Source organism: Clostridiisalibacter paucivorans DSM 22131 (genome assembly GCF_000620125.1).
Taxonomy (GTDB): Bacteria; Bacillota; Clostridia; order Tissierellales; family Clostridiisalibacteraceae; genus Clostridiisalibacter; species Clostridiisalibacter paucivorans.
The window spans coordinates 1-19,588 of record NZ_JHVL01000049.1 but is presented as its reverse complement, the minus strand read 5'-3'; the positions used below and the strand labels follow the sequence as shown (position 1 = coordinate 19,588).

22 protein-coding genes are annotated in these 19,588 nt (G+C 31.0%); all 22 read left to right on the top strand.

Translation table 11 applies throughout. The annotated features are described in order from the left end of the window. Positions 1-142 precede the first annotated feature (142 nt). The 22 genes from Q326_RS0112195 to Q326_RS0112090 all read left to right on the top strand — a co-directional run bounded on the left by Q326_RS0112195 (position 143) and on the right by Q326_RS0112090 (position 19,495). Positions 143-796 (top strand): response regulator transcription factor, encoded by a 654-nt coding sequence (locus Q326_RS0112195; RefSeq protein ID WP_026895648.1) that lies wholly within the window; start codon positions 143-145, stop codon positions 794-796. After that, positions 797-2,224 carry a sensor histidine kinase gene (locus tag Q326_RS0112190; protein ID WP_026895647.1) on the top strand — a complete coding sequence of 476 codons (1,428 nt, stop codon included), beginning with the start codon at positions 797-799 and terminating at the stop codon, positions 2,222-2,224. A 98-nt stretch (positions 2,225-2,322) separates the two neighbouring features. Next, positions 2,323-2,865 carry an RNA polymerase sigma factor gene (locus Q326_RS0112185; RefSeq protein ID WP_026895646.1) on the top strand — a complete coding sequence of 181 codons (543 nt, stop codon included), beginning with the start codon at positions 2,323-2,325 and terminating at the stop codon, positions 2,863-2,865. Between the two features lie 28 nt (positions 2,866-2,893). Further along, entirely contained in the window at positions 2,894-3,751 is an 858-nt protein-coding gene (locus Q326_RS0112180; protein ID WP_026895645.1) for a hypothetical protein, read from the top strand. 140 nt (positions 3,752-3,891) lie between these two features. Next, a complete protein-coding gene (gene phnG / locus Q326_RS0112175; protein WP_026895644.1) occupies positions 3,892-4,314 on the top strand; it encodes a phosphonate C-P lyase system protein PhnG in 423 nt (140 codons plus the stop codon). A 17-nt stretch (positions 4,315-4,331) separates the two neighbouring features. Next, positions 4,332-4,916: a phosphonate C-P lyase system protein PhnH gene (gene phnH / locus Q326_RS0112170; protein WP_026895643.1), complete on the top strand. Its 585-nt coding sequence runs from the start codon at positions 4,332-4,334 to the stop codon at positions 4,914-4,916. A 12-nt stretch (positions 4,917-4,928) separates the two neighbouring features. Then, a complete protein-coding gene (locus tag Q326_RS0112165) occupies positions 4,929-6,029 on the top strand; it encodes a carbon-phosphorus lyase complex subunit PhnI (RefSeq protein ID WP_026895642.1) in 1,101 nt (366 codons plus the stop codon). Positions 6,030-6,033: 4 nt separating this feature from the next. Continuing rightward, entirely contained in the window at positions 6,034-6,876 is an 843-nt protein-coding gene (locus Q326_RS0112160) for an alpha-D-ribose 1-methylphosphonate 5-phosphate C-P-lyase PhnJ (protein ID WP_026895641.1), read from the top strand. A 15-nt stretch (positions 6,877-6,891) separates the two neighbouring features. Then, positions 6,892-7,737 (top strand): ATP-binding cassette domain-containing protein, encoded by an 846-nt coding sequence (locus Q326_RS0112155; protein ID WP_026895640.1) that lies wholly within the window; start codon positions 6,892-6,894, stop codon positions 7,735-7,737. Between the two features lie 42 nt (positions 7,738-7,779). Beyond that, positions 7,780-8,958: a phosphonate metabolism protein PhnM gene (gene phnM, locus Q326_RS0112150; protein WP_026895639.1), complete on the top strand. Its 1,179-nt coding sequence runs from the start codon at positions 7,780-7,782 to the stop codon at positions 8,956-8,958. A 1-nt stretch (position 8,959) separates the two neighbouring features. After that, positions 8,960-9,580, top strand: coding sequence for a DapH/DapD/GlmU-related protein (locus tag Q326_RS0112145; protein ID WP_026895638.1), 621 nt, complete (start codon positions 8,960-8,962; stop codon positions 9,578-9,580). Positions 9,581-9,589: 9 nt separating this feature from the next. Next, entirely contained in the window at positions 9,590-10,288 is a 699-nt protein-coding gene (gene phnL, locus Q326_RS0112140) for a phosphonate C-P lyase system protein PhnL (RefSeq protein WP_026895637.1), read from the top strand. Positions 10,289-10,327: 39 nt separating this feature from the next. Then, the gene (locus Q326_RS0112135; protein WP_026895636.1) at positions 10,328-11,146 is read left to right on the top strand and encodes a PHP domain-containing protein; all 819 of its coding nucleotides are present in this window, start codon (positions 10,328-10,330) and stop codon (positions 11,144-11,146) included. A 149-nt stretch (positions 11,147-11,295) separates the two neighbouring features. After that, on the top strand, positions 11,296-12,336 hold the full coding sequence (locus tag Q326_RS0112130) for a PhnD/SsuA/transferrin family substrate-binding protein (RefSeq protein ID WP_026895635.1): 1,041 nt from the start codon (positions 11,296-11,298) through the stop codon (positions 12,334-12,336). Positions 12,337-12,394: 58 nt separating this feature from the next. After that, positions 12,395-13,156 (top strand): phosphonate ABC transporter ATP-binding protein, encoded by a 762-nt coding sequence (phnC, locus tag Q326_RS0112125; protein ID WP_026895634.1) that lies wholly within the window; start codon positions 12,395-12,397, stop codon positions 13,154-13,156. An 11-nt stretch (positions 13,157-13,167) separates the two neighbouring features. Continuing rightward, positions 13,168-13,953, top strand: coding sequence for a phosphonate ABC transporter, permease protein PhnE (gene phnE, locus Q326_RS0112120; protein WP_026895633.1), 786 nt, complete (start codon positions 13,168-13,170; stop codon positions 13,951-13,953). Continuing rightward, the gene (locus Q326_RS0112115; protein WP_026895632.1) at positions 13,953-14,804 is read left to right on the top strand and encodes a PhnE/PtxC family ABC transporter permease; all 852 of its coding nucleotides are present in this window, start codon (positions 13,953-13,955) and stop codon (positions 14,802-14,804) included. Before phnE ends, Q326_RS0112115 begins: the two co-directional genes overlap by 1 nt. Before the next feature lie 157 nt (positions 14,805-14,961). Next, positions 14,962-15,300, top strand: a complete 339-nt coding sequence (locus Q326_RS0112110) for a PadR family transcriptional regulator (protein ID WP_026895631.1) — start codon at positions 14,962-14,964, stop codon at positions 15,298-15,300. A 10-nt stretch (positions 15,301-15,310) separates the two neighbouring features. Then, positions 15,311-15,979: a permease prefix domain 1-containing protein gene (locus Q326_RS0112105; protein WP_034602143.1), complete on the top strand. Its 669-nt coding sequence runs from the start codon at positions 15,311-15,313 to the stop codon at positions 15,977-15,979. A gap of 4 nt (positions 15,980-15,983) precedes the next feature. Continuing rightward, positions 15,984-16,547 carry a DUF4825 domain-containing protein gene (locus Q326_RS17300; protein ID WP_051531441.1) on the top strand — a complete coding sequence of 188 codons (564 nt, stop codon included), beginning with the start codon at positions 15,984-15,986 and terminating at the stop codon, positions 16,545-16,547. A gap of 196 nt (positions 16,548-16,743) precedes the next feature. Further along, the gene (locus tag Q326_RS0112095; RefSeq protein ID WP_026895629.1) at positions 16,744-17,430 is read left to right on the top strand and encodes a response regulator transcription factor; all 687 of its coding nucleotides are present in this window, start codon (positions 16,744-16,746) and stop codon (positions 17,428-17,430) included. Next, on the top strand, positions 17,405-19,495 hold the full coding sequence (locus Q326_RS0112090; RefSeq protein WP_026895628.1) for a HAMP domain-containing sensor histidine kinase: 2,091 nt from the start codon (positions 17,405-17,407) through the stop codon (positions 19,493-19,495). Before Q326_RS0112095 ends, Q326_RS0112090 begins: the two co-directional genes overlap by 26 nt. The last annotated feature ends 93 nt before the right edge of the window (positions 19,496-19,588 follow it).

Sequence of the window (19,588 nt, the reverse complement as noted above, 5' to 3'; positions counted from 1 at the left end):
TTGCAATGCCTTTTTATAATGATTATTATTGTTATAGAAAATGAATTTAAAAATGGTATAATTTAAATTTTTATTTATTTGTGGCTTTAATATATAATTGATGTATAACTATCTTATGAAATATACAAGGAGTGTATTTAAATTGGAAAAGATATTAGTGGTAGAAGATGATTTGGGCATTTCAGATTTAATAAAGCTTAATCTAAATATGGTGGGTTATGAAACTATACAAGTATATGATGGAGAAAAGGCCTTAGAGCTAATAGAAGAAGAGAAGTTTGACTTGATAATATTGGATGTAATGCTTCCTAAATTAGATGGATTTACAATAATGGAAAAGATAAATAATTTAGATATACCTGTAATTTTCTTGACTGCTAAAGATTCACTTTCTGATAGAGTTAAGGGATTGAAAATGGGAGCGGATGACTATATAGTAAAGCCCTTTGAAGCAATAGAGCTTTTAGCAAGAATAGAGGTTATCCTTAAAAGATATGGTAAGAAAAGCAATGTCTTGCAATTCAAAGATTTAGAGATCTTTACAGAAGAAAGAATTATAAAAAAAGATGGTGAGATAGTAGATTTAACTGTAAAGGAATTCGAGCTATTAAAACTTCTGATTCAAAATAAAGGTATAGCCCTGTCTAGAGATAAGATGTTAGAAAGAGTATGGGGATATGATTATTTAGGAGAAACGAGAACTGTTGACATGCATATTCAAAAACTTAGAAAAAAATTAAATTTATTCGATAAAATAAAGACTGTATATAAAGTGGGGTATAGATTGGAGGATTAAATGAAATTTTGGCAGAAGATACTTATATATTCACTGCTTATATTTTTAGTTATATTCAATATAGGGGCATATTTTTTAATAGAAAATAGTCATGAGTTAAGTCTGAAAAGAGAAGTCAATAGGGGCTTAAGTGAGCATTTGAGTATTTATTCTGGAGTTAAAAGTAGTATAGCTTCAATAAGCTCAATATCAAAGAAATTAGATAAATTTTTTTATGAGAAAAATATATATTTTGTACTTAAGGATTATATAAAGACATTTAATGATGAGAATATATATATAGAAGTTCTAGATATTAATAATAACCAAATTTTTAGTAATTTAGATATCAAGATAGATAAAAGAAGAGCAGAACTTGAAAATCCTCTTTTAGATAAAAGACGATATATCATAAGAGATATAGGAGATAAAACCTATATATTTATAACAAATTTGTTGGATATGAATGGAGAATTCCTCAAATTTACATATATAAGGGATATAACCTATATCTATGAAGAGAGAGATAAACAGTATGCCTTTTTTCTTAGGTTAGAGCTTATAATCTGTATTGTACTAGCTATAGGGATGTATGCTTTAAGTAAATATATAACAAGGCCAATTAATGAATTGATAGATTCTACAAAGAGAATAAAAGAAGGGAATTTTTCAGAAAGAGTAGATATAAGTACTAATGATGAAATAGGAATTTTATCAGAAAATTTTAATGAGATGGCACATACAGTAGAGGATAAAATATTTATGCTTGAAAAAAGTGTGGATCAAAAACAAAGATTTATAGATAATTTGACCCATGAATTGAAAACACCATTGACTTCCATAATAGGATATGCAGAGTTTCTTATATCGACTAAGCATGATAAAGAGACGTTTTTATTGGGTATGAACTATATATTAAATGAAGGTAAGCGACTAAAAAAACTTTCTGAGAAAATGATGGACTTAATACTCCTTAAAAAAGAAAATTTTATAATGAAAAAAGAAAATATAAAAATCATATTATTGGAAGTAAAAGAAATTTTAAGAACTAGATTAGAAAATAAAAATATAGATCTGATTATTTCAGAAGAAGAATATGAAATTTTAGTGGAAAAAGATTTAATAAAGAATCTATTAATTAATTTAGTAGATAATGCCATAAAGGCCTCCGATAATGATTCCAAGATTTATTTAAACCTATATAAAAATGTAGACTCAAATATTGTCATTGAAGTAAAGGATGAAGGGATAGGGATTGCTGAAGAAGATTTATCTAAGGTTTTTGAACCATTTTATATGGTTGACAAATCTAGGGCTAGAGTAAATAATGGTGCTGGTATAGGACTTTCTATTTGTACTGAGATTGTAAAGGTCCATAAGGCTGAAATAGAAATAGAAAGCCAGATAAATAAAGGTACAACTATAAGGATTATATTTAGAGGGGAATAATACCCCTCTATTTATTTTTTTCTAAAATAAATATCAAAAATAGATGTTGCAATTGATAAATGTTGACATAAACAATATAGAGAGGGGAGGTGGTCACTTTGGATAAATTTTTCATTGAATTATGTGAAAGATATCATTCAGGAATTTTAAAATACCTTTACTATTCAGTAGGAAATATGGAAGATGCCAAGGATATTACACAGGAGGTATTTGTTATTGTATATAATCGGATAGAGGAATTAGAACATCATGAAAATATAGGTGGATTTATTTATCAGACAGCAAAGTTTTTAGCAGATAATTTTAAGAGAAAGGCTGTTAAAAAGAGTCTAAATGAAACCTATATTTATAGAGAAATAGGGAGTAAAGAGAAAGATTTATATGAAAAACTTATAAAAACTTATGACAGAAAGATCGATGTAAATCAATATGTAGATAATGTGCTATTGTTGCTTACAGAAGAGAAACAACAGCTCTATAGGCTCTATTACATAGAAGATAAGAGCTATAGAGAGATAGCAGAAATACTCAATGTCAACGAGGCTAGTTTGCGTATGAAATATGTGCGATTGAGACGTGAAATAAAAAAGTTGATAAAGCAAATAGCCAAAGAAAAATTTATTTCAAGTGCATATGGATAATATATCATAAATTGAAGGAGAGAGATTAATGGAAAAGAAGTTAGATCTAGAAAATATAAATAGTGAAATAGATAAAGCTATAGATAAAATGGATATAACAGAAGTTGAAAATCAGCTTGAAAAACTATCGGAAATTAAACCCTTGCCTTCTGATATAGAAGATGGCAGGTGTTTCGGTGAAAGAATTATAAAACAAAACAAGAAAGGATATGGTATCATGGGAAAAAATATTAAGAGATTTGGAACATTGGCGGCATGTCTATTGTTAACTATCAGTGTAGGAGTGACGGCTGTATATGGGACAGATATATTGAAAAGGTTTGAATTTTTTAATGATGACACCACAGTTCAAGTAAGAACAAACCAAAATGTAAGTGAAGAAGAGGCAGAGAGATTAGCAAAGGAAGCACAGGAAGACTATGATTCTTCAGATAGGGAAAATCTGACTATAGAGACTACAGAAAATATTTATTCAAGTATAGAAGAGGTTACAGAAAATACAGGTGTAGAAATTGTATTACCTTCATATGTACCAGATGATTTTCAAATGGGAAAAGATATAAGTGTTTATGATACCTTTAATGATAATTACAATATATATATTACTTATAATTCAAAGGAGAAGGAAGATAGATTATTTGGTGTTACAATAATAACACAAAATCAACCTGAAGATAGTACTGTTGTAACTGTAACTGATGCAGTCCAAGAAGGAGAATATGAGACTCCATCAGGAACCAAATATACAATATTAGATGAAGATGGAATGACTATTGCTACTACTAGTATAAATAATATAGAGTATTCGTTGCTTTTTGTAGGAGTGAATGAAAAAGAAATGCATAAAGTAATCAATAGTGCTGATTTGATAGAGTATATTAAATAGTTAAAAGAAACTGCCTTTTGGCAGTTTCTTTTTTTTAGAAATTTTCTCTAGTTAATGTAAAGTTAACAGTGGTTAACATAGGTTTAACAGCATTTAACTTGGCAACAAGGTATAATCACAATTGAGAAGGAGGTAAGTCTATGAAAAGACGAAGAAGAACAGAGATATTAATAAAGGGATCTACAGATATTGCTAAAAAATTGGCTCAAGAAATAATTCAAAATTATAATGTAAAGACGATTGAAAAACCTAATAATGGTCTTGTAATGATAAAGACCCGGGAAACAGCAAAGAAAAACTTATTTTATTTAGGAGAAATTTTTGTAACTGAGGCAAAGGTACAAGTGGAAAATAGTTTGGGAATAGGTATTGTTCAAGGAAATAATCAAGAGTTGGCTTATCATTTAGCAGTTATTGATGCAGCATACAATGGAAATTTCAAAGAGATCAAAACGTGGTTACAGATTTTGCTAAATGAGGAGAAAAGTATAATGGCAGATAATGAAAGATATAAAAATAGTGTGTTGAAGACAAAGGTTAATTTTGAAACTATGGATGTTTAATTAAGGAGAGATTAATTATGAAATTAGATTTGGTACATGATATTCAAAAGGCCTATCGTAGTGTAGTTGATTCCATGGCAAGGCCTGGTCATATAAACAATATAAAGGATCAAGCAGATAAAGTAGATTTGGAGATAGATTTTTATAATGCCACATTGATACTGATGCTGATGTTATTAGATGCAGAGGTTAGTTTCAAAGTCTTTTCTAAGAATGAAGAAGAAATCACAAAATTTATAAGTCAATTGACATATGCAAAACCAGAGTCAATTAAAAATGCAAATTTCATATTCATAATGACAGATGCTGAAAATTCCCATATAGAAGAGGCATTTGACAAGGCATATGAAGGAGATCTAATCAACCCCCATGGATCGGCCACAATTATAGTTGAGGCAAAAGGTATTACTAATGACAGGGAAATTATATTAACTGGACCAGGAATAAAAGATGAAAATCATATAAGAGTAGATATCAATAAAGGGTGGATAGAAAAACATAGAGAGAAGAATATTGAATACCCCTTGGGTGTGGATATTATTATGGTGGACGAAAAAGCCAATTTAATATGTATACCTAGAACGACTAAAATTACAATATAGGTGGTGAAATAAATGGGATATGTAGCAGTAAAAGGTGGAACCAATGCTATTGCTCAGTCTATCAAAAGATTAAAATACAATCGGATAAAAAAAGGAGAAATATTAAGTATAAATGAGATTGAATCAGGAATGCGTGGATTAATTGATCAGGTAATGTCTGAAAGTAGTATCTATTGTGAGGAGTTGGCAGCAATTTCAATTAAACAGGCTGAGGGAAACCCAGAGGAAGCAGTATTTTTACTAAGGGCATATCGTTCTACATTGCCAAGAAAGCATTATTCAAAGGTTGTGAGATCGGAAGATATGACAGTGGAACGTCGTATATCAGCAAGCTTTAAGGACATTCCAGGGGGACAAATTTTAGGCGCTTCTTATGACTATACCCATCGATTAATTGATTTTGATTTGGCAGATGAAACAAAGGAAGAATTGATACAGTGGTTAGAAAATTTCAATAAAGAAGTTGATATTATCGAAGATAGTACAGATATAAATAAATTGCCCAAGGTATTGGATTATCTTAGAAGTCAAGGTTTGATTTCAGATTGTGGTGAAAAGAATAATGAGCCTAAAGATATTACTAAAAAAAGTATAGAGTTTCCCACTGAAAGAAGTGAAAGATTACAGATTTTAACTAGGGGACAAACAGGAGCGGTTACTTCTTTGGGATATGCAGCCCTTAGAGGATACGGCGATACCCATCCTACAATAGGTGAACTTCGTGTTGGGAGTTTACCAATATATGTGGATAATCCATTAAATAATGACCATGATGATGAAGACAGCTTTTACATTGGAGAGATAAAGGTAACGGAAGTAGAGACATTGTTTCCTGCATCTGAAGAAAAGGAAGATGGCAAAGTCCAAATGGAATTAGAAATAGGATATGGAATCTGTTATGGACAAAATGAAACAAAGGCAATTGCGATGAGTATATTGGATCATTGTCTAGAAATTGGTGATCCACGATATCCTACCCATGACGAAGAATTTGTTCTACTTCATATTGATTCAATAGAGTCCAGTGGATTTATATCTCATTTGAAATTACCCCATTACGTAACATTCAAATCTAAATTAGATAGTATTGTTAAAACCAGAAAAGGAGAGTAGTGATATGAGGATAGAATATAATTTTGGATTCTTTGATGAAGGGTCTAAACGAGAAATACGAAGGGCTACACTTAAGGCCATAGCAATTCCGGGATATCAAGTGCCCTTTGCGTCACGTGAAATGCCAATTGCTCGTGGATGGGGAACTGGTGGATTACAGTTGACATTATCTCTAGTGGGAATGGACGATATAATAAAGGTTATTGACCAAGGTTCTGATGAATCGGTAAATGCTGTTAATATAAAGAAATTAGTCAGAAAGACAACGGAAGTCCAAGAAACAGATCTTACATCTGAGGCAACTATTATACAGTCAAGACATAGAATACCAGAGATTTCTTTAAATGAAGGACAGATATTGGTACTTCAAGTGCCTATACCAGAACCCCTTCGATATGTTGAACCTAGTGAATATGTTACAAAGAGACTACATGCTGATAGAGAATATAGTGGAGCTTGGTTGATGTTATTTGAACAGATTATGAAATATGGCAATATGTCAACAGGTGCAGACCATCCAGTAAGTGTCAATAAAAGATATGTCATGGCTCCTAGTCCAATCCCACGATTTGATAATCCCAAGATGAATAACTCCGAGGCGTTAATCCTGTTGGGAGCAGGTAGAGAAAAGAAAATATATGCAGTGCCTCCATATACTGAAGTTACTTCATTAGCATTTGATGATTATCCATTTCAGACTGAGTCTTTTGATCAAAAACAATGTAGATTGTGTGGTTCTACTGGTGTATTTATGGATGAATTGGTGGATGAAAAAACTGGCGAAACATATTATCAATGTAATGATTCCAGTTATTGCTTAAGTAAATTGAATAATCAGTTAAAGTGATAGGAGGTGCATGTAATGGAAAAATTCGAGAAACCAATATTGACAGTTAAAAATTTACGAAAACAATTTGGTGATGGATGTAGTGCATGTGAAGACTTAAATCCTAAGGCATTAGAAAAAAACTATTGTCCAAAATGTAAGACCATATATGCATGTCAAGATATTTCCTTCGAAGTATATCCTGGCGAAATATTGGGGGTAGTAGGGGAGAGTGGAAGTGGAAAGTCTACTATGATGAAATGCCTATATTTTGACCAAGATGTAACTAAGGGAAGGGCGTATATTAGCACTTATAAAGATGGGGAAAGTGATATATTCAATGAATCCTCACAACAAAAGCGCTATATTAGAAACAGTGTATTGGGAAAGGTATATCAAAACCCTCTATTGGGATTAAAGATGGATTTCTCTTCTATTGGAAATATAGCAGAAAAATTAATTGCTGCGGGCAACAGAAATGTTGGCAATATGGAAGATAGGGGAAAGGAGCTATTGGAACATGTAAATATTCCAATTTTTCGTATGAAAGATGCCCCTAAGAACTTTTCAGGTGGAATGCAACAAAGGGTTCAAATTGCCAAGGCATTGTCAAATAATCCTCCCATATTGTTATTAGATGAAGTTACGACAGGACTGGATTTATCTGTGCAGGCCAATGTATTGGACTTAATAAAGGAGATTCAGCATGAATTGAGAATTAGTATGATTGTTGTGTCTCACGATTTAGCTGTCATTAGGATGCTAGCCGATAGAACCATGGTAATGCTAAATGGTTCTATTATAGAACAAGGCTTGACAGATCAGATATTAGAGGACCCTCAACATCCATATACTCAACAATTAGTTCACTCATTACTATAAATACAAAGATTTAAACTATATAAGTTATAGGAGGTGTACAAAATGTATTTAATTACAAACGGAAGAATCGTGTTGGAGAACGAAATTTTAATAGGATATGACTTGGCTATTAAAGGGGATATTATTAAGAAGATATTCAAAAAAGGTGAATTTAATTTAAATAGTGAATATGAAATTATAGATGCAAATGGCGGATATATAGTCCCCGGTTTTATAGATATACATTCCGATTATATTGAGCATATGGCTGCACCTAGACCCACTACTTTAATGGATTTTGAATTAAGCATAAGAGAAGCAGAAAAGCAACTGATTAGTCATGGAATTACTACTATGTTTCATTCACTATCATTGTATAAATCATCAGAATTTGGTAATAACCCCATTAGAAATCCTGAAAATGTATGTAAATTTATTGACTTAATTGATGAAAGCCATGCCAGTAAGCATTTGATTCGTCATAGATTCCATGCACGTTTTGAAATTGATAATCTAGAACAAGTAGATAATTTAAAAAATTACATCAATGATGATAAGGTACATCTAGTTTCTATAATGGACCATACTCCAGGACAGGGACAATACAAAAATTTAGAGATATATCGTGAAACTTTGAAGGGTTATAATAATTTAACAGATATAGAGATAGATGAGATTATTGAAAATAGTCAAAGAAAAGATAAAATGACCATTGACATGATAAGGGAAATAGGCCACTTGGCAAATGAAAAGGGTATTGCCTTTGCCTCCCATGATGATGACAGCATTGAGAAATTAGATTTAGTTCAAAGCTTTGGGGCCAATATAAGTGAATTTCCTATTACATTAGAAGTGGCCAAAGAAGCAAAAAATCGTGGAATGTTTACCATAGCTGGAGCACCAAATATTCTTTTGGGAGGCTCTCATTCTGGCAATCTATCAGCGGCAGCAGCTATTCAACATGATAGTATAGATATTTTATGTAGTGACTATTACCCAGCAGCATTATTACATTCAATATTTAAATTACATGAAGAATATGGCCACGATTTGTCTCAAATGTTTAAATTAATAACAATAAATCCTGCTAAGGCTGTAAATATGGATGATGAGATTGGCTCAATAAAAGAAAATAAAAAGGCGGATATCTTAATAATTGAAAAAATTGAAGACCATTATCCAGCTATAACTTCAATTTTCGTAGATGGAAAATTAACATTAAAAACAAATTATAGGGTTTAATATGGCTGAGAAAAAGTTGAGCAAACATCCCTATATCCATGAAAATTGTAATATTATGAGTTCAGAGCTAGGTAAATTTACTGAAATTGGACTATATAATTATTTTGAGAATGTTAAATTTGGTAATTACTCCTATTCTGGAGAGTTTTGTTTCTTTCAAAATGTAGAAATCGGTAAATTTTCTAGTATTGCTGCTATGGTTAGAATTGGACCAACAGATCATCCAATGAATAGACCGTCTCTGCATCATTTCACATATCGCAGGAAGATGTATGGATTTGATGTAGAAGATGATGAAGAGTTCTTTAGCTGGAGAAAAGAACAAATATCTTATATAGGGAATGATACATGGATTGGACATGGAGCAATTATTATGCCTGGTGTAAAAATAGGTAATGGAGCTATTGTGGGAAGCGGTGCTGTAGTTACAAAGGATATAGAACCTTATACAATAGTTGTGGGAGTTCCAGCAAGACCAATTCGTAAAAGGTTTGATGAGGAAACTATACAAAAACTAGAGGAAATAAGATGGTGGGATTGGTCCCATGACATAATAAAAGAGAGATTTAATGATTTTTTATTAGATATCAATAGCTTTGTGAATAAATATTATAGAAAATAGGTGATAAGAATGGTTGATTTACTGAGGATAGAAGATCTGTCGAAATCATTTACTTTGCACAATCTGAAAAAACATATAGATGCATGTCAAAATATCCATATTTCATTGAAAGAGGGAGAGTTTATAGGTATAACTGGAAAGAGTGGAAGTGGTAAGTCCACAATCTTAAAATCCATATATAGAACGTATCTACCACAAGATGGTCAAATTTGGTATAAATCAAAAAAATTTGGTCTAATAAATTTGTCTATGGTAAGTGAGAGGGAAATGATTTATTTAAGAAAATATGAAATTGGCTATGTATCCCAGTTCTTAAATATTATGCCCCGTACTACAGCCCGTCAGATTGTTGAACAGGCAGTTGTAGAAATGGGTGGAGAAAAGATGTATGCCAAAAGAGAAGCAAAAAAAATACTATCTCATTTTGAATTAGATAAAGAATTATGGGATAGTTATCCCAATACGTTTTCAGGGGGAGAAAAATTGAGATTAAATATAGCGAGAGCCATGGTTAAAAGACCACGACTATTATTATTAGATGAACCAACGGCTAGTTTAGACAATTCATCTAAATTAAAAGTAAGGGAACTGATAGAACAATTGAAAAAACAAGGTACTACTATGTTGGGGATTTTTCATGATTTAGAATTCATGGAAGGTCTATGTGACAAAGAATTTAATATGGAAAAAGGGACTATGGTCAATTAAATTTTAAAATCAATCCATATTTAAGGAGTGATGATTTCTGTGAAGGGAGATTTGCATGTTCATACCAATGTATCGGACAGTAATTATTCAATTGAAGAAACAATAAAGATGGCTAAAGAAAATGGTATAACCCATTTGGGAGTTGTTGACCATGATACGACCTATGGCTTAAAAAAGGCTATGGAATTAGGTAGAGAATATGGGGTCAATATAATTCCAGGAATTGAAATATCTGCCTTTGACTTTGAGGAAAATAAAAAAATCCATATATTAGGATTTAATTTTAAGCTAGAGGCACCTAATGTAAAGAAAATATGTAATGAAATCATAAAAAGGAGACACCAAAATTCACTGTGGCAAATAAAACAATTATATGAACATGGATATGATATTACTCCAATGGAAGTTGGGATTAAGGCCAAAGATAGTATATGTATTTATAAGCAACATATTATGCATGTATTAATAGAAAAGGGATATACAGATAAGATATATTCAGATTTATATACTGAATTGTTTAAGGGGCAAGGTATTTGCTCAAGGGATATAAGATATATAGATGCCTTTGATGCAGTTAAGGCTATAAAGGAAGATCAGGGTATAGTTATATTGGCCCATCCTGGACAACAAGATTCATATTATTTGATTGATAGATTAGTAGACATTGGTCTAGATGGGATTGAAATATATCATAAAGACCATACTGAAGAAGACCACAACAAGATATTTCAATATAGAGAAAAATATGATTTGATATTGACAGGGGGAAGTGATTATCATGGCATCTATGGTTCTGAAAATGAAATAGGAGATATTACTATGCCCAGTGAATATATAGGATATTTTCATCAGAGATAAAGGGTATGAAAGATTTAATGCAAAGTTAACACAATCAAAACAAAAACAAAAGAATATATGGTTATAATTTTATTTGGTGGAACTCGTATTATTTTATTTTGATTTATATTGTAGCTAAAAAATATTATAAATTAAAAGGAGAGAAGGTTATGAAAAAAATATTTTGTTTATTGATATCTGTTATTATGCTGGCTACTGTATTTACAGGTTGTTCATCAGGAACTCAATCTGCAAGTAAGGACTATGACACCATTACAATGGTATGGTATCCCAATGAATCTGGTGAAGATTTAAAGGGCGCAAGGGCAGAGATAGGAAGAATAATTGAAGAGGTAACTGGAAAGGAAGTAGAACACAAATTGACTACTGATTATGCAATAGCAATTGAGAGTCTTGTAAATGGAAACGCGCATATATCATGGTTAGGAGCACAAGGTTATATACAGGCCCATGCTAAAAACGAAAATATATTACCTATAGTTGTAAATAGTGGGAAATCAGGTACTTTAGATGATGCTGTTTACTACAGTTGGTTAGCAGTTAAAAAGGAAAATCAAGATATGTATAAGGACGGAGATAAATATCTAATAGACAATATTCAAGGAAAAAAATTCTCCTTTGTTTCCAATAGTTCCACATCAGGATTTAAGATTCCATCTGCTGGAATTGTATCGTACTTTTCTAAGAAATCTCAATGGTCAAACTTGACTCAAGAAGATTTATTAGAAGGGGGCAGTGAAAAGTTTTTTAAAGAGGTATTGTATGGAGGGTCTCATCAAGGTTCAGCTGTGAACTTATTAACTGGAAATGCTGATGTTGCAGCATTTTGTGATTCTTGTGTGGATAACTATGTTGAACATATATCAGGCACAAAAAATCGTCCTGGAGCTGTATATAAAGTAAAAGATCATGCAGCAGAGCCATTTAATACTATTCCCGGTAAAGAATTTGTGCTTATATCTGTTACTCCCGTTTTAAATGCACCATTTGTTGCAAATACTGAAGTTTTAAGTGAATCAGACTATAAAGCAATTGTTGATGTATTTACTTCAGATCAAGTAGCTAATAATGAAAAAATATTTGTTCCAGAGGGTTCAGATTTTATTGGGTTATTCAGCAAGAAGGCTAATGAACGTTTTATAAATGTAGAAGACATGTGGTTTGACCCAATTCGTGAATTGTCTAATTAATATAAAAATATGAACTGGTATAGTTAATTAAATAAACCATATATAGAGGAGAGTTAACATGGTATTGTTAGAAGTAAAGAACCTATCAAAACAGTACAGACAAACTAAGGCTTTATCAAATGTTAATTTTTCTATTAATGAAGGGGAATTTGTTTCTATAATTGGGCCATCGGGTGCAGGAAAGTCAACCTTACTTCGTTGTGTTAATAGAATGATTGATGGAAATAATGGTGAAATAATATTTGATGGTTGTAATGTGATGTATTTAAATAAAAAAGAGTTGAGGAAATTTAGAACTAAAATAGGTATGATATTTCAACATTATAACTTAGTGGATCGACTTAGTGTTATTGAGAATGTACTCCATGGAAGACTGGGATATAAATCTACTATTCAAGGGATAATAGGGAAATATACTGAAGAAGAAAAAAAGGATGCCTACGATATTCTAGTGAGATTGGGATTGGAGGATCAAATTTATAAGCGTTGTGATCAATTAAGTGGTGGACAAAAGCAACGGGTTGGAATTGCTCGTTCTTTAGTACAGAATCCAAAAATGATTTTATGTGATGAACCCATAGCATCATTAGACCCTAATGCATCAAAGGTAATTATGGACTATTTAAAGGATATATCTAGGGAGCAGGGAATTACTTGCCTAGTTAATTTGCATCAGGTAGATGTGGCTATAAAGTATTCAGACAGGATTATTGGGGTAAATAGTGGTGAGATTGTATTTGATGGTACACCAGAAGAGATGACTAATGAAAAGATATACAAAATATATGGTACTGAGGCAGGAAATCTGATTATTGATTGAGGAGGGTAAATATGAAAGAGGATATGTTTTCAAAGAGAAGAAACAGGTTTTTGCTCTTTGGTATATTATTATTTCTACTTACATTTGGTTCAATTTTGATAACTGAATATGAAGTGGTAAAGGGATTTACTTCAGTACCAAAAGCTATAAGATGGATGTTTTCTAGTTTTTATCCCAATCAGGCGTCCCTGGGAAAATTACCTTCAATACTAGAAAAGTTAAAGGATACGATAAATATGTCTATTGCAGCTACAACAGTATCAAGTTGTTTTGCATTGGTATTGGCTATACTAGGTTCTAAAACAACTAGAGTAAATAATCTTTTTAGTGTCATTAGCAGGTTTATTGCATCGGTTTTTCGTAATATTCCCATTGTTGCATGGGCAATGGTACTATTGTTTTCCTTTGGACAAAGTGATTTTACAGGTTATTTGGCTTTGTTCTTTGTAACATTTGGGTTTCTCACAAGGGCATTTATAGAAACGATAGATGAGGCTAGTTTTAGCAGTGTAGAGGCATTAAGGGCAACGGGGGCCAGCTATTTTCATATTATCTTTCAAGCAGTGTTTCCTTCCAGTATTCCTCAATTAATCAGCTGGATATTATTTATGATTGAAACCAATATCCGTAGTTCCACACTTATAGGTATATTGACAGGTTCAGGAATCGGTTTTTCTTTTAACTTGTATTATAAAAGCATGAACTATAATGCAGCCAGTTTAGTTGTAGTCTGTGTTGTAATTACTGTATTAATTATTGAATTAATTTCAAATTATGTAAGAAGGGTGATTTTATAATGGAAGGACAAATAGCTTCAACAGCTAGTTATAAAATAGAAAGGCCTAATAAAATAAAACTTAAAAAGGCGAGTCCATCTTCTATTACAATAAGGATAACTTTATCAGTATTGTTTATTTTAACTGTATATGGGCTGATGAACTTAAATAGCAAGGATGTGGATTTTGTTGAAGGAGTAAAGGACTTTATAGTTAATTTAAAAAAGATGTTTCTTGAATTAGATTATACGCATTTTACTTTCAAGGAGGCAATTTATCAAATATTCGTAACACTGGGATTGGCATTTTTAACTACATTAATGGGCAGTTTTTTTGCATTGGTTCTTGGGTTATTTGCAGCACAAAATTTATCTAATAAAAGAGTATCTATTATGATTAAAGGTTTTGTGGCGTTTATACGGGCTGTACCCACAGTATTATGGGTGTTAGTTTTTGCAGTGGCTGCAGGACTTGGAAGCGTTGCTGCTGTTATAGGTATGACATTTCATACCATCGGATATTTAATAAAAGCATATTCAGAGTCCTTTGAAGAGATTGACAAGGGAACAATAGAGGCACTAAAAGCCAGTGGTGCTAATTGGTGGCAAATAGTATTTCAGGCTATATTACCATCATCAATTACTTGTATTTTATCTTGGACATTTATACGGTTTGAAATCAACTTTACAAATGCAGTTGCTATGGGAGCAGCAGCAGGAGCTGGAGGTATAGGATTTGAACTATTCATGGCCAGTGGATTTTATTTTGACATAAGAGAAGTTGGATTTATTACTTATCTGATTTTAATTATAGCTATAATATTAGAGATACTATCCACTAGAGTAAAGGACAAATTTTTAATTGTAGATTAATACATTGTTAGTTATTAGTTAGTAGTTTATGGTGAAAATCCTGTGGATTTTTCCTGATATTACTAACTATTTTTATATCAAATAACATTATCACACATATTACATTGACAGACATAGTAATATTGGTTATATTATTACTAGGGGGGGGTGATTTGATTTGCCTTTTAACGATATCAGTGGTGATCTCATAAGGGGTAATATAGACACAATTATACTTCGAATATTATATCAGAGGGATAGTTATGGATATGAAATTATAAAAACAATCAAGGAAAATAGCAATGGTAGATATGAGTTAAAGGAACCTACACTTTATTCATGTCTAAAAAGACTTAAAAAACAAAAGATGGTGGAATCCTATTGGGGCAATGAAAGTCAAGGGGGTAGAAGGAAGTATTATAGGATTACAGATAGGGGATTAGAGACATATAAAAATAATTATGAGTCTTGGAAGATTGCCCGTGATATTATCGATAAACTAATTGAGATTAGATAGGGGTGAAAATATGAGGGATGTTGAAAAATATGTGGATAATCTGTTTAAAGGATATAAAAAAACAGAAGAGATAGAAGAATTACACAGAGAGATTTTAACCAATCTTGAAGCAAGGATTAAAGACAATATGGACAGAGGGCTAGATTATAATAGTGCCTATGATGAAGCTATAAAAAATATTAAAAACGTTGATATATTTATTGATGGCAATAAAGAGATATATACTAATAGGTTTAAGAAAAAATTATCTGAAATAGCTATGATATATATATTACTTGGATGGATTATAACTATTCCTTTGAGATTAAATATTACATTGATTAAGATAAATACCATATTTACTATAGGAGCAATTTTTATAGGATTAATATATTTATATATGTCAAGTAAAAAGGATGATGAATACTTAGATTCAACAACAGTAGTTAATTCAAATAAACTCAAAAGATTAAAAAAGTATACTTGGATTATTTGGAGTATATTTATTATTTTACAGACATTTTCACATATTGGTATATATTTTGGTAGTAATATTTGGTTTTCAACACAAATACGCATAGATGGACCATATGAATTTGCAATACTGATAGTTAATTTCATATTGCCTTTGCTGTCCATAATAATTCCTTTATTTATAAGTAAAGCATATAATTTATTAAACAAATATGAGGTGAATTGATATAATGAAAAAAAATAATATATTATTGATTATCTTACTTATCGTTGGCATTTCTGGATTTATTGTTACAGATTTTATCATTAAACCAACACAAGAAGAACAGAGAGATAAATATCAGTTGGAACAGCAAGATGCATTGACTCATGATTTTAAGGATTTTATGGAATACAAAGATAAATATATGGGAAATGCATCAAATATAATAAATCTAAATTATTGGTTACCATTGGGTAATATACCTAGGTCAAATGAGATTAATTCAGATGAATTTGAATATATAATTAATTATAAAGAGACTGTTTGGGGGATAGGAGAAGATAAGGTTAAAGTAGACTTGATTTATAATGCTACTGCCAATTTTGCTCTAATAGATAATTTGCAATCAATTACTTTTAATTTCACAGGAGATTCATATAGTATAGAGAGAATAGATGTACAAAAGTGGTATGAAGTGAATTTAGATGACCTATTGGATCAATCAGTATGGAAGAATAAAGTGCAAAATAGATTGGGGGATAAGAATTACGTAGATAAATTTTGGGAAACTAATTTTAGCACCAATAAATAGGAGCATAAAACATGCCTTCCTTCTAGTTTTAATTCAATGCTAGAAAGGGGGCATATTTTATATTTCTATCAATATTAAGAAAGTCTTAAGATTTATATGGGACATTTGTTAAGATTTAATTGATATTATTATCTTACAAGAAAATATAAAGGGTGTGATATAATATGTGCAAATTTATATATCGGGGTGATAAGACTTGAATATATTAGTTTGTGATGATGATAAAGAAATATTAGATGCTATAAAAATTTATTTAGAAAATGAAGGCTATAAAGTATTTAAGGCTGTCAATGGCATTGAGGCATTAGAAATAACAGAGGAAAATGAGATTCACCTTATTATAATGGATATTATGATGCCAAAAATGGATGGAATAAGGGCTACAATGAAGATAAGAAAAGAAAAAAATATTCCTGTAATAATGCTTTCTGCAAAATCTGAGGATACAGATAAAATAATAGGATTGAATGTAGGCGCCGATGACTATATAACAAAGCCCTTTAATCCATTGGAGTTAATAGCGAGGGTTAAATCACAACTAAGGAGATATACGGTATTAGGCAGTCTTGAAATGAAAAAGAATGTACACAAGACAGGTGGACTGGTAATAGATGATGAGAGCAAGAATGTAACTGTGGATGGAGAGGAGATCCATCTTACTCCAGTACAATATAAAATATTGAAGCTGTTAACTGAAAATGCAGGAAAAGTATTTTCAATAGATGAGATATATGAGAAGGTATGGAATGAGACAGCTATTAATGCAGAAAATACAGTAGCAGTTCATATAAGAAAGATTAGAGAAAAGATTGAGATAAATCCTAAAGAACCAAAATACTTAAAGGTGGTGTGGGGAATTGGATACAAAGTTGAAAAATTATAGCCATTCAATAATAACAAAGATTATAGTTTGTATAATCATTGTAGTGTGTTTTACTGGAATGATTACAACCGTATTTAATACATCAGAAGTTATTAGAAATGATTTTAGTGTAATTTTTGAAAACAACTACTATGATAGTAGGAGTTATATGTGGCAAAGTTCCGATATAGTAAGAGATTTAACCCAACTTATAAAAAGATATAAGAGTAAGGAAGATGTTTTAAATGGCAATACTATTATAGAAGACGAAATGAGTAGGGAAAAAGAAAATTTATTTTCAGATTTTAGATATGATTCCAATAAATACAATCCAAATCTTAGCTATGATGAAAACTATAAGGTATTTGAAGAGGCATATGCCAATAAAATTTCTGAAAAAAAGGATGAATTAATAAATGATCATTTAAAAGAATATAATCGCATTTTGCAGACATTAAAGAGATATGAAGGACTGATATACTATGCCAGTAATGGCATAAATACATTTACAAATGTTCTTAAAACAGAAAAAGACTTCTTCAAATCTAATCCATCATATATAATATTTGATGAATTTGAAGAATCTACACATCCTAAAGAATTTAGAGACAATAGACAGTATTATTGGATTAGTTCGGAGATGGATAGATTAGATAAGAGAAGTGATATACTATATATTGGCTTTACTGAAGAGTTTTTAAATCCACGAATAAAGAAATGGCAAGAAGAAAAAGTAATGGTTACCAATAGTCTATATAAGATAATGGGCTTTGGGGTGATATTTTTATTAGCCTTTATATATCTAGTTATAATTATAGGAAGAAAATCATTTAAAGATGATGAAATACATTTAAGTCTTATTGATGGACTATATAATGATTTGAATTTAGGGATATGTATTTTGCTGACAGTAATATGGGCTATAATGATGGAATTCATAATGCATAACAATGCGTATCAAATGTATAAGTATATTTTTTTAGTAACCCTATTGATATCTGGTATAGGATTTGTGCTTGTCATATCGTTGATTAAACATATTAAAAATAAAACTATTATAAAACATACATTGTTATTTATTATCTTTTATAGATTATATAGATTTACAAAAGATGTATATAACAGTGGTAGCGTTGGAGTGAAGATCGTACTGATAGTGATAGGGTATCCAATATTGGTGGCATTAACTATATTTATGTTTCCTATAACTATAGGGGTAGCAGCATGGCTAGCCTTAAAAAAAGTAAGGGAATTTAATGAGATAAAAGAAGGTGTAGAGGAAATAAAATATGGAAATATCCACCATACCATAAATGTATCGGGAAATGGAGAGTTTGGAAAATTAGCTTCCAATATAAATAGCATAACCGATGGACTAAATAAGGCAGTAGAAAACGAACTGAAAAGTGAAAGATTAAAAACAGAATTGATTACTAATGTATCCCATGATATAAGGACACCCTTGACATCTATTATTACTTATGTTGATTTATTAAAAAAAGAAAAGGATAAATCTAATGCAAAAAAATATATACAAATAATAGATCAAAAATCTCAAAGGCTTAAAATTTTAACTGATGATTTATTTGAAGCATCCAAGGCATCCAGTGGAAATATACCAACTAATTATGAAAAAATAGATATTGGGTATCTTATATCTCAAGGGTTGGGTGAACTTAATGACAAAATAGAGGCATCTCAATTAAAATTTAAGATAAAATATCCTGAGAAAAAGCTATATGTGAAAGCAGATGGGAGACTATTGTGGAGGGCGATAGAAAATCTATTATCAAATATATTCAAGTATTCTTTAGAGGGTTCAAGGGTTTATATAGATATTGAGGATTTACAGGATCAAGTAAGTATAGTGTTTAAAAATATTTCTGCATATGAATTGAATATTCCTTCTGATGAGCTTATGCAGCGATTTAAGAGAGGCGATGAATCTAGAAGTAGTGAGGGTAGTGGACTGGGATTATCCATAGCCAACAGTTTAATAAATATGCAAAATGGGAAATTTCATATAGAGATAGATGGAGACCTATTTAAAGTGACTATACAAATACCTAAATATAGAGAAAAATAACGAGAAATCATCCTCTTAGTAATTATACTAGAGGATGATTCTTTTATTATTTATAGAAAAAGCCCGAAAACCCCCTTGCTTGTCTTGGGGGAT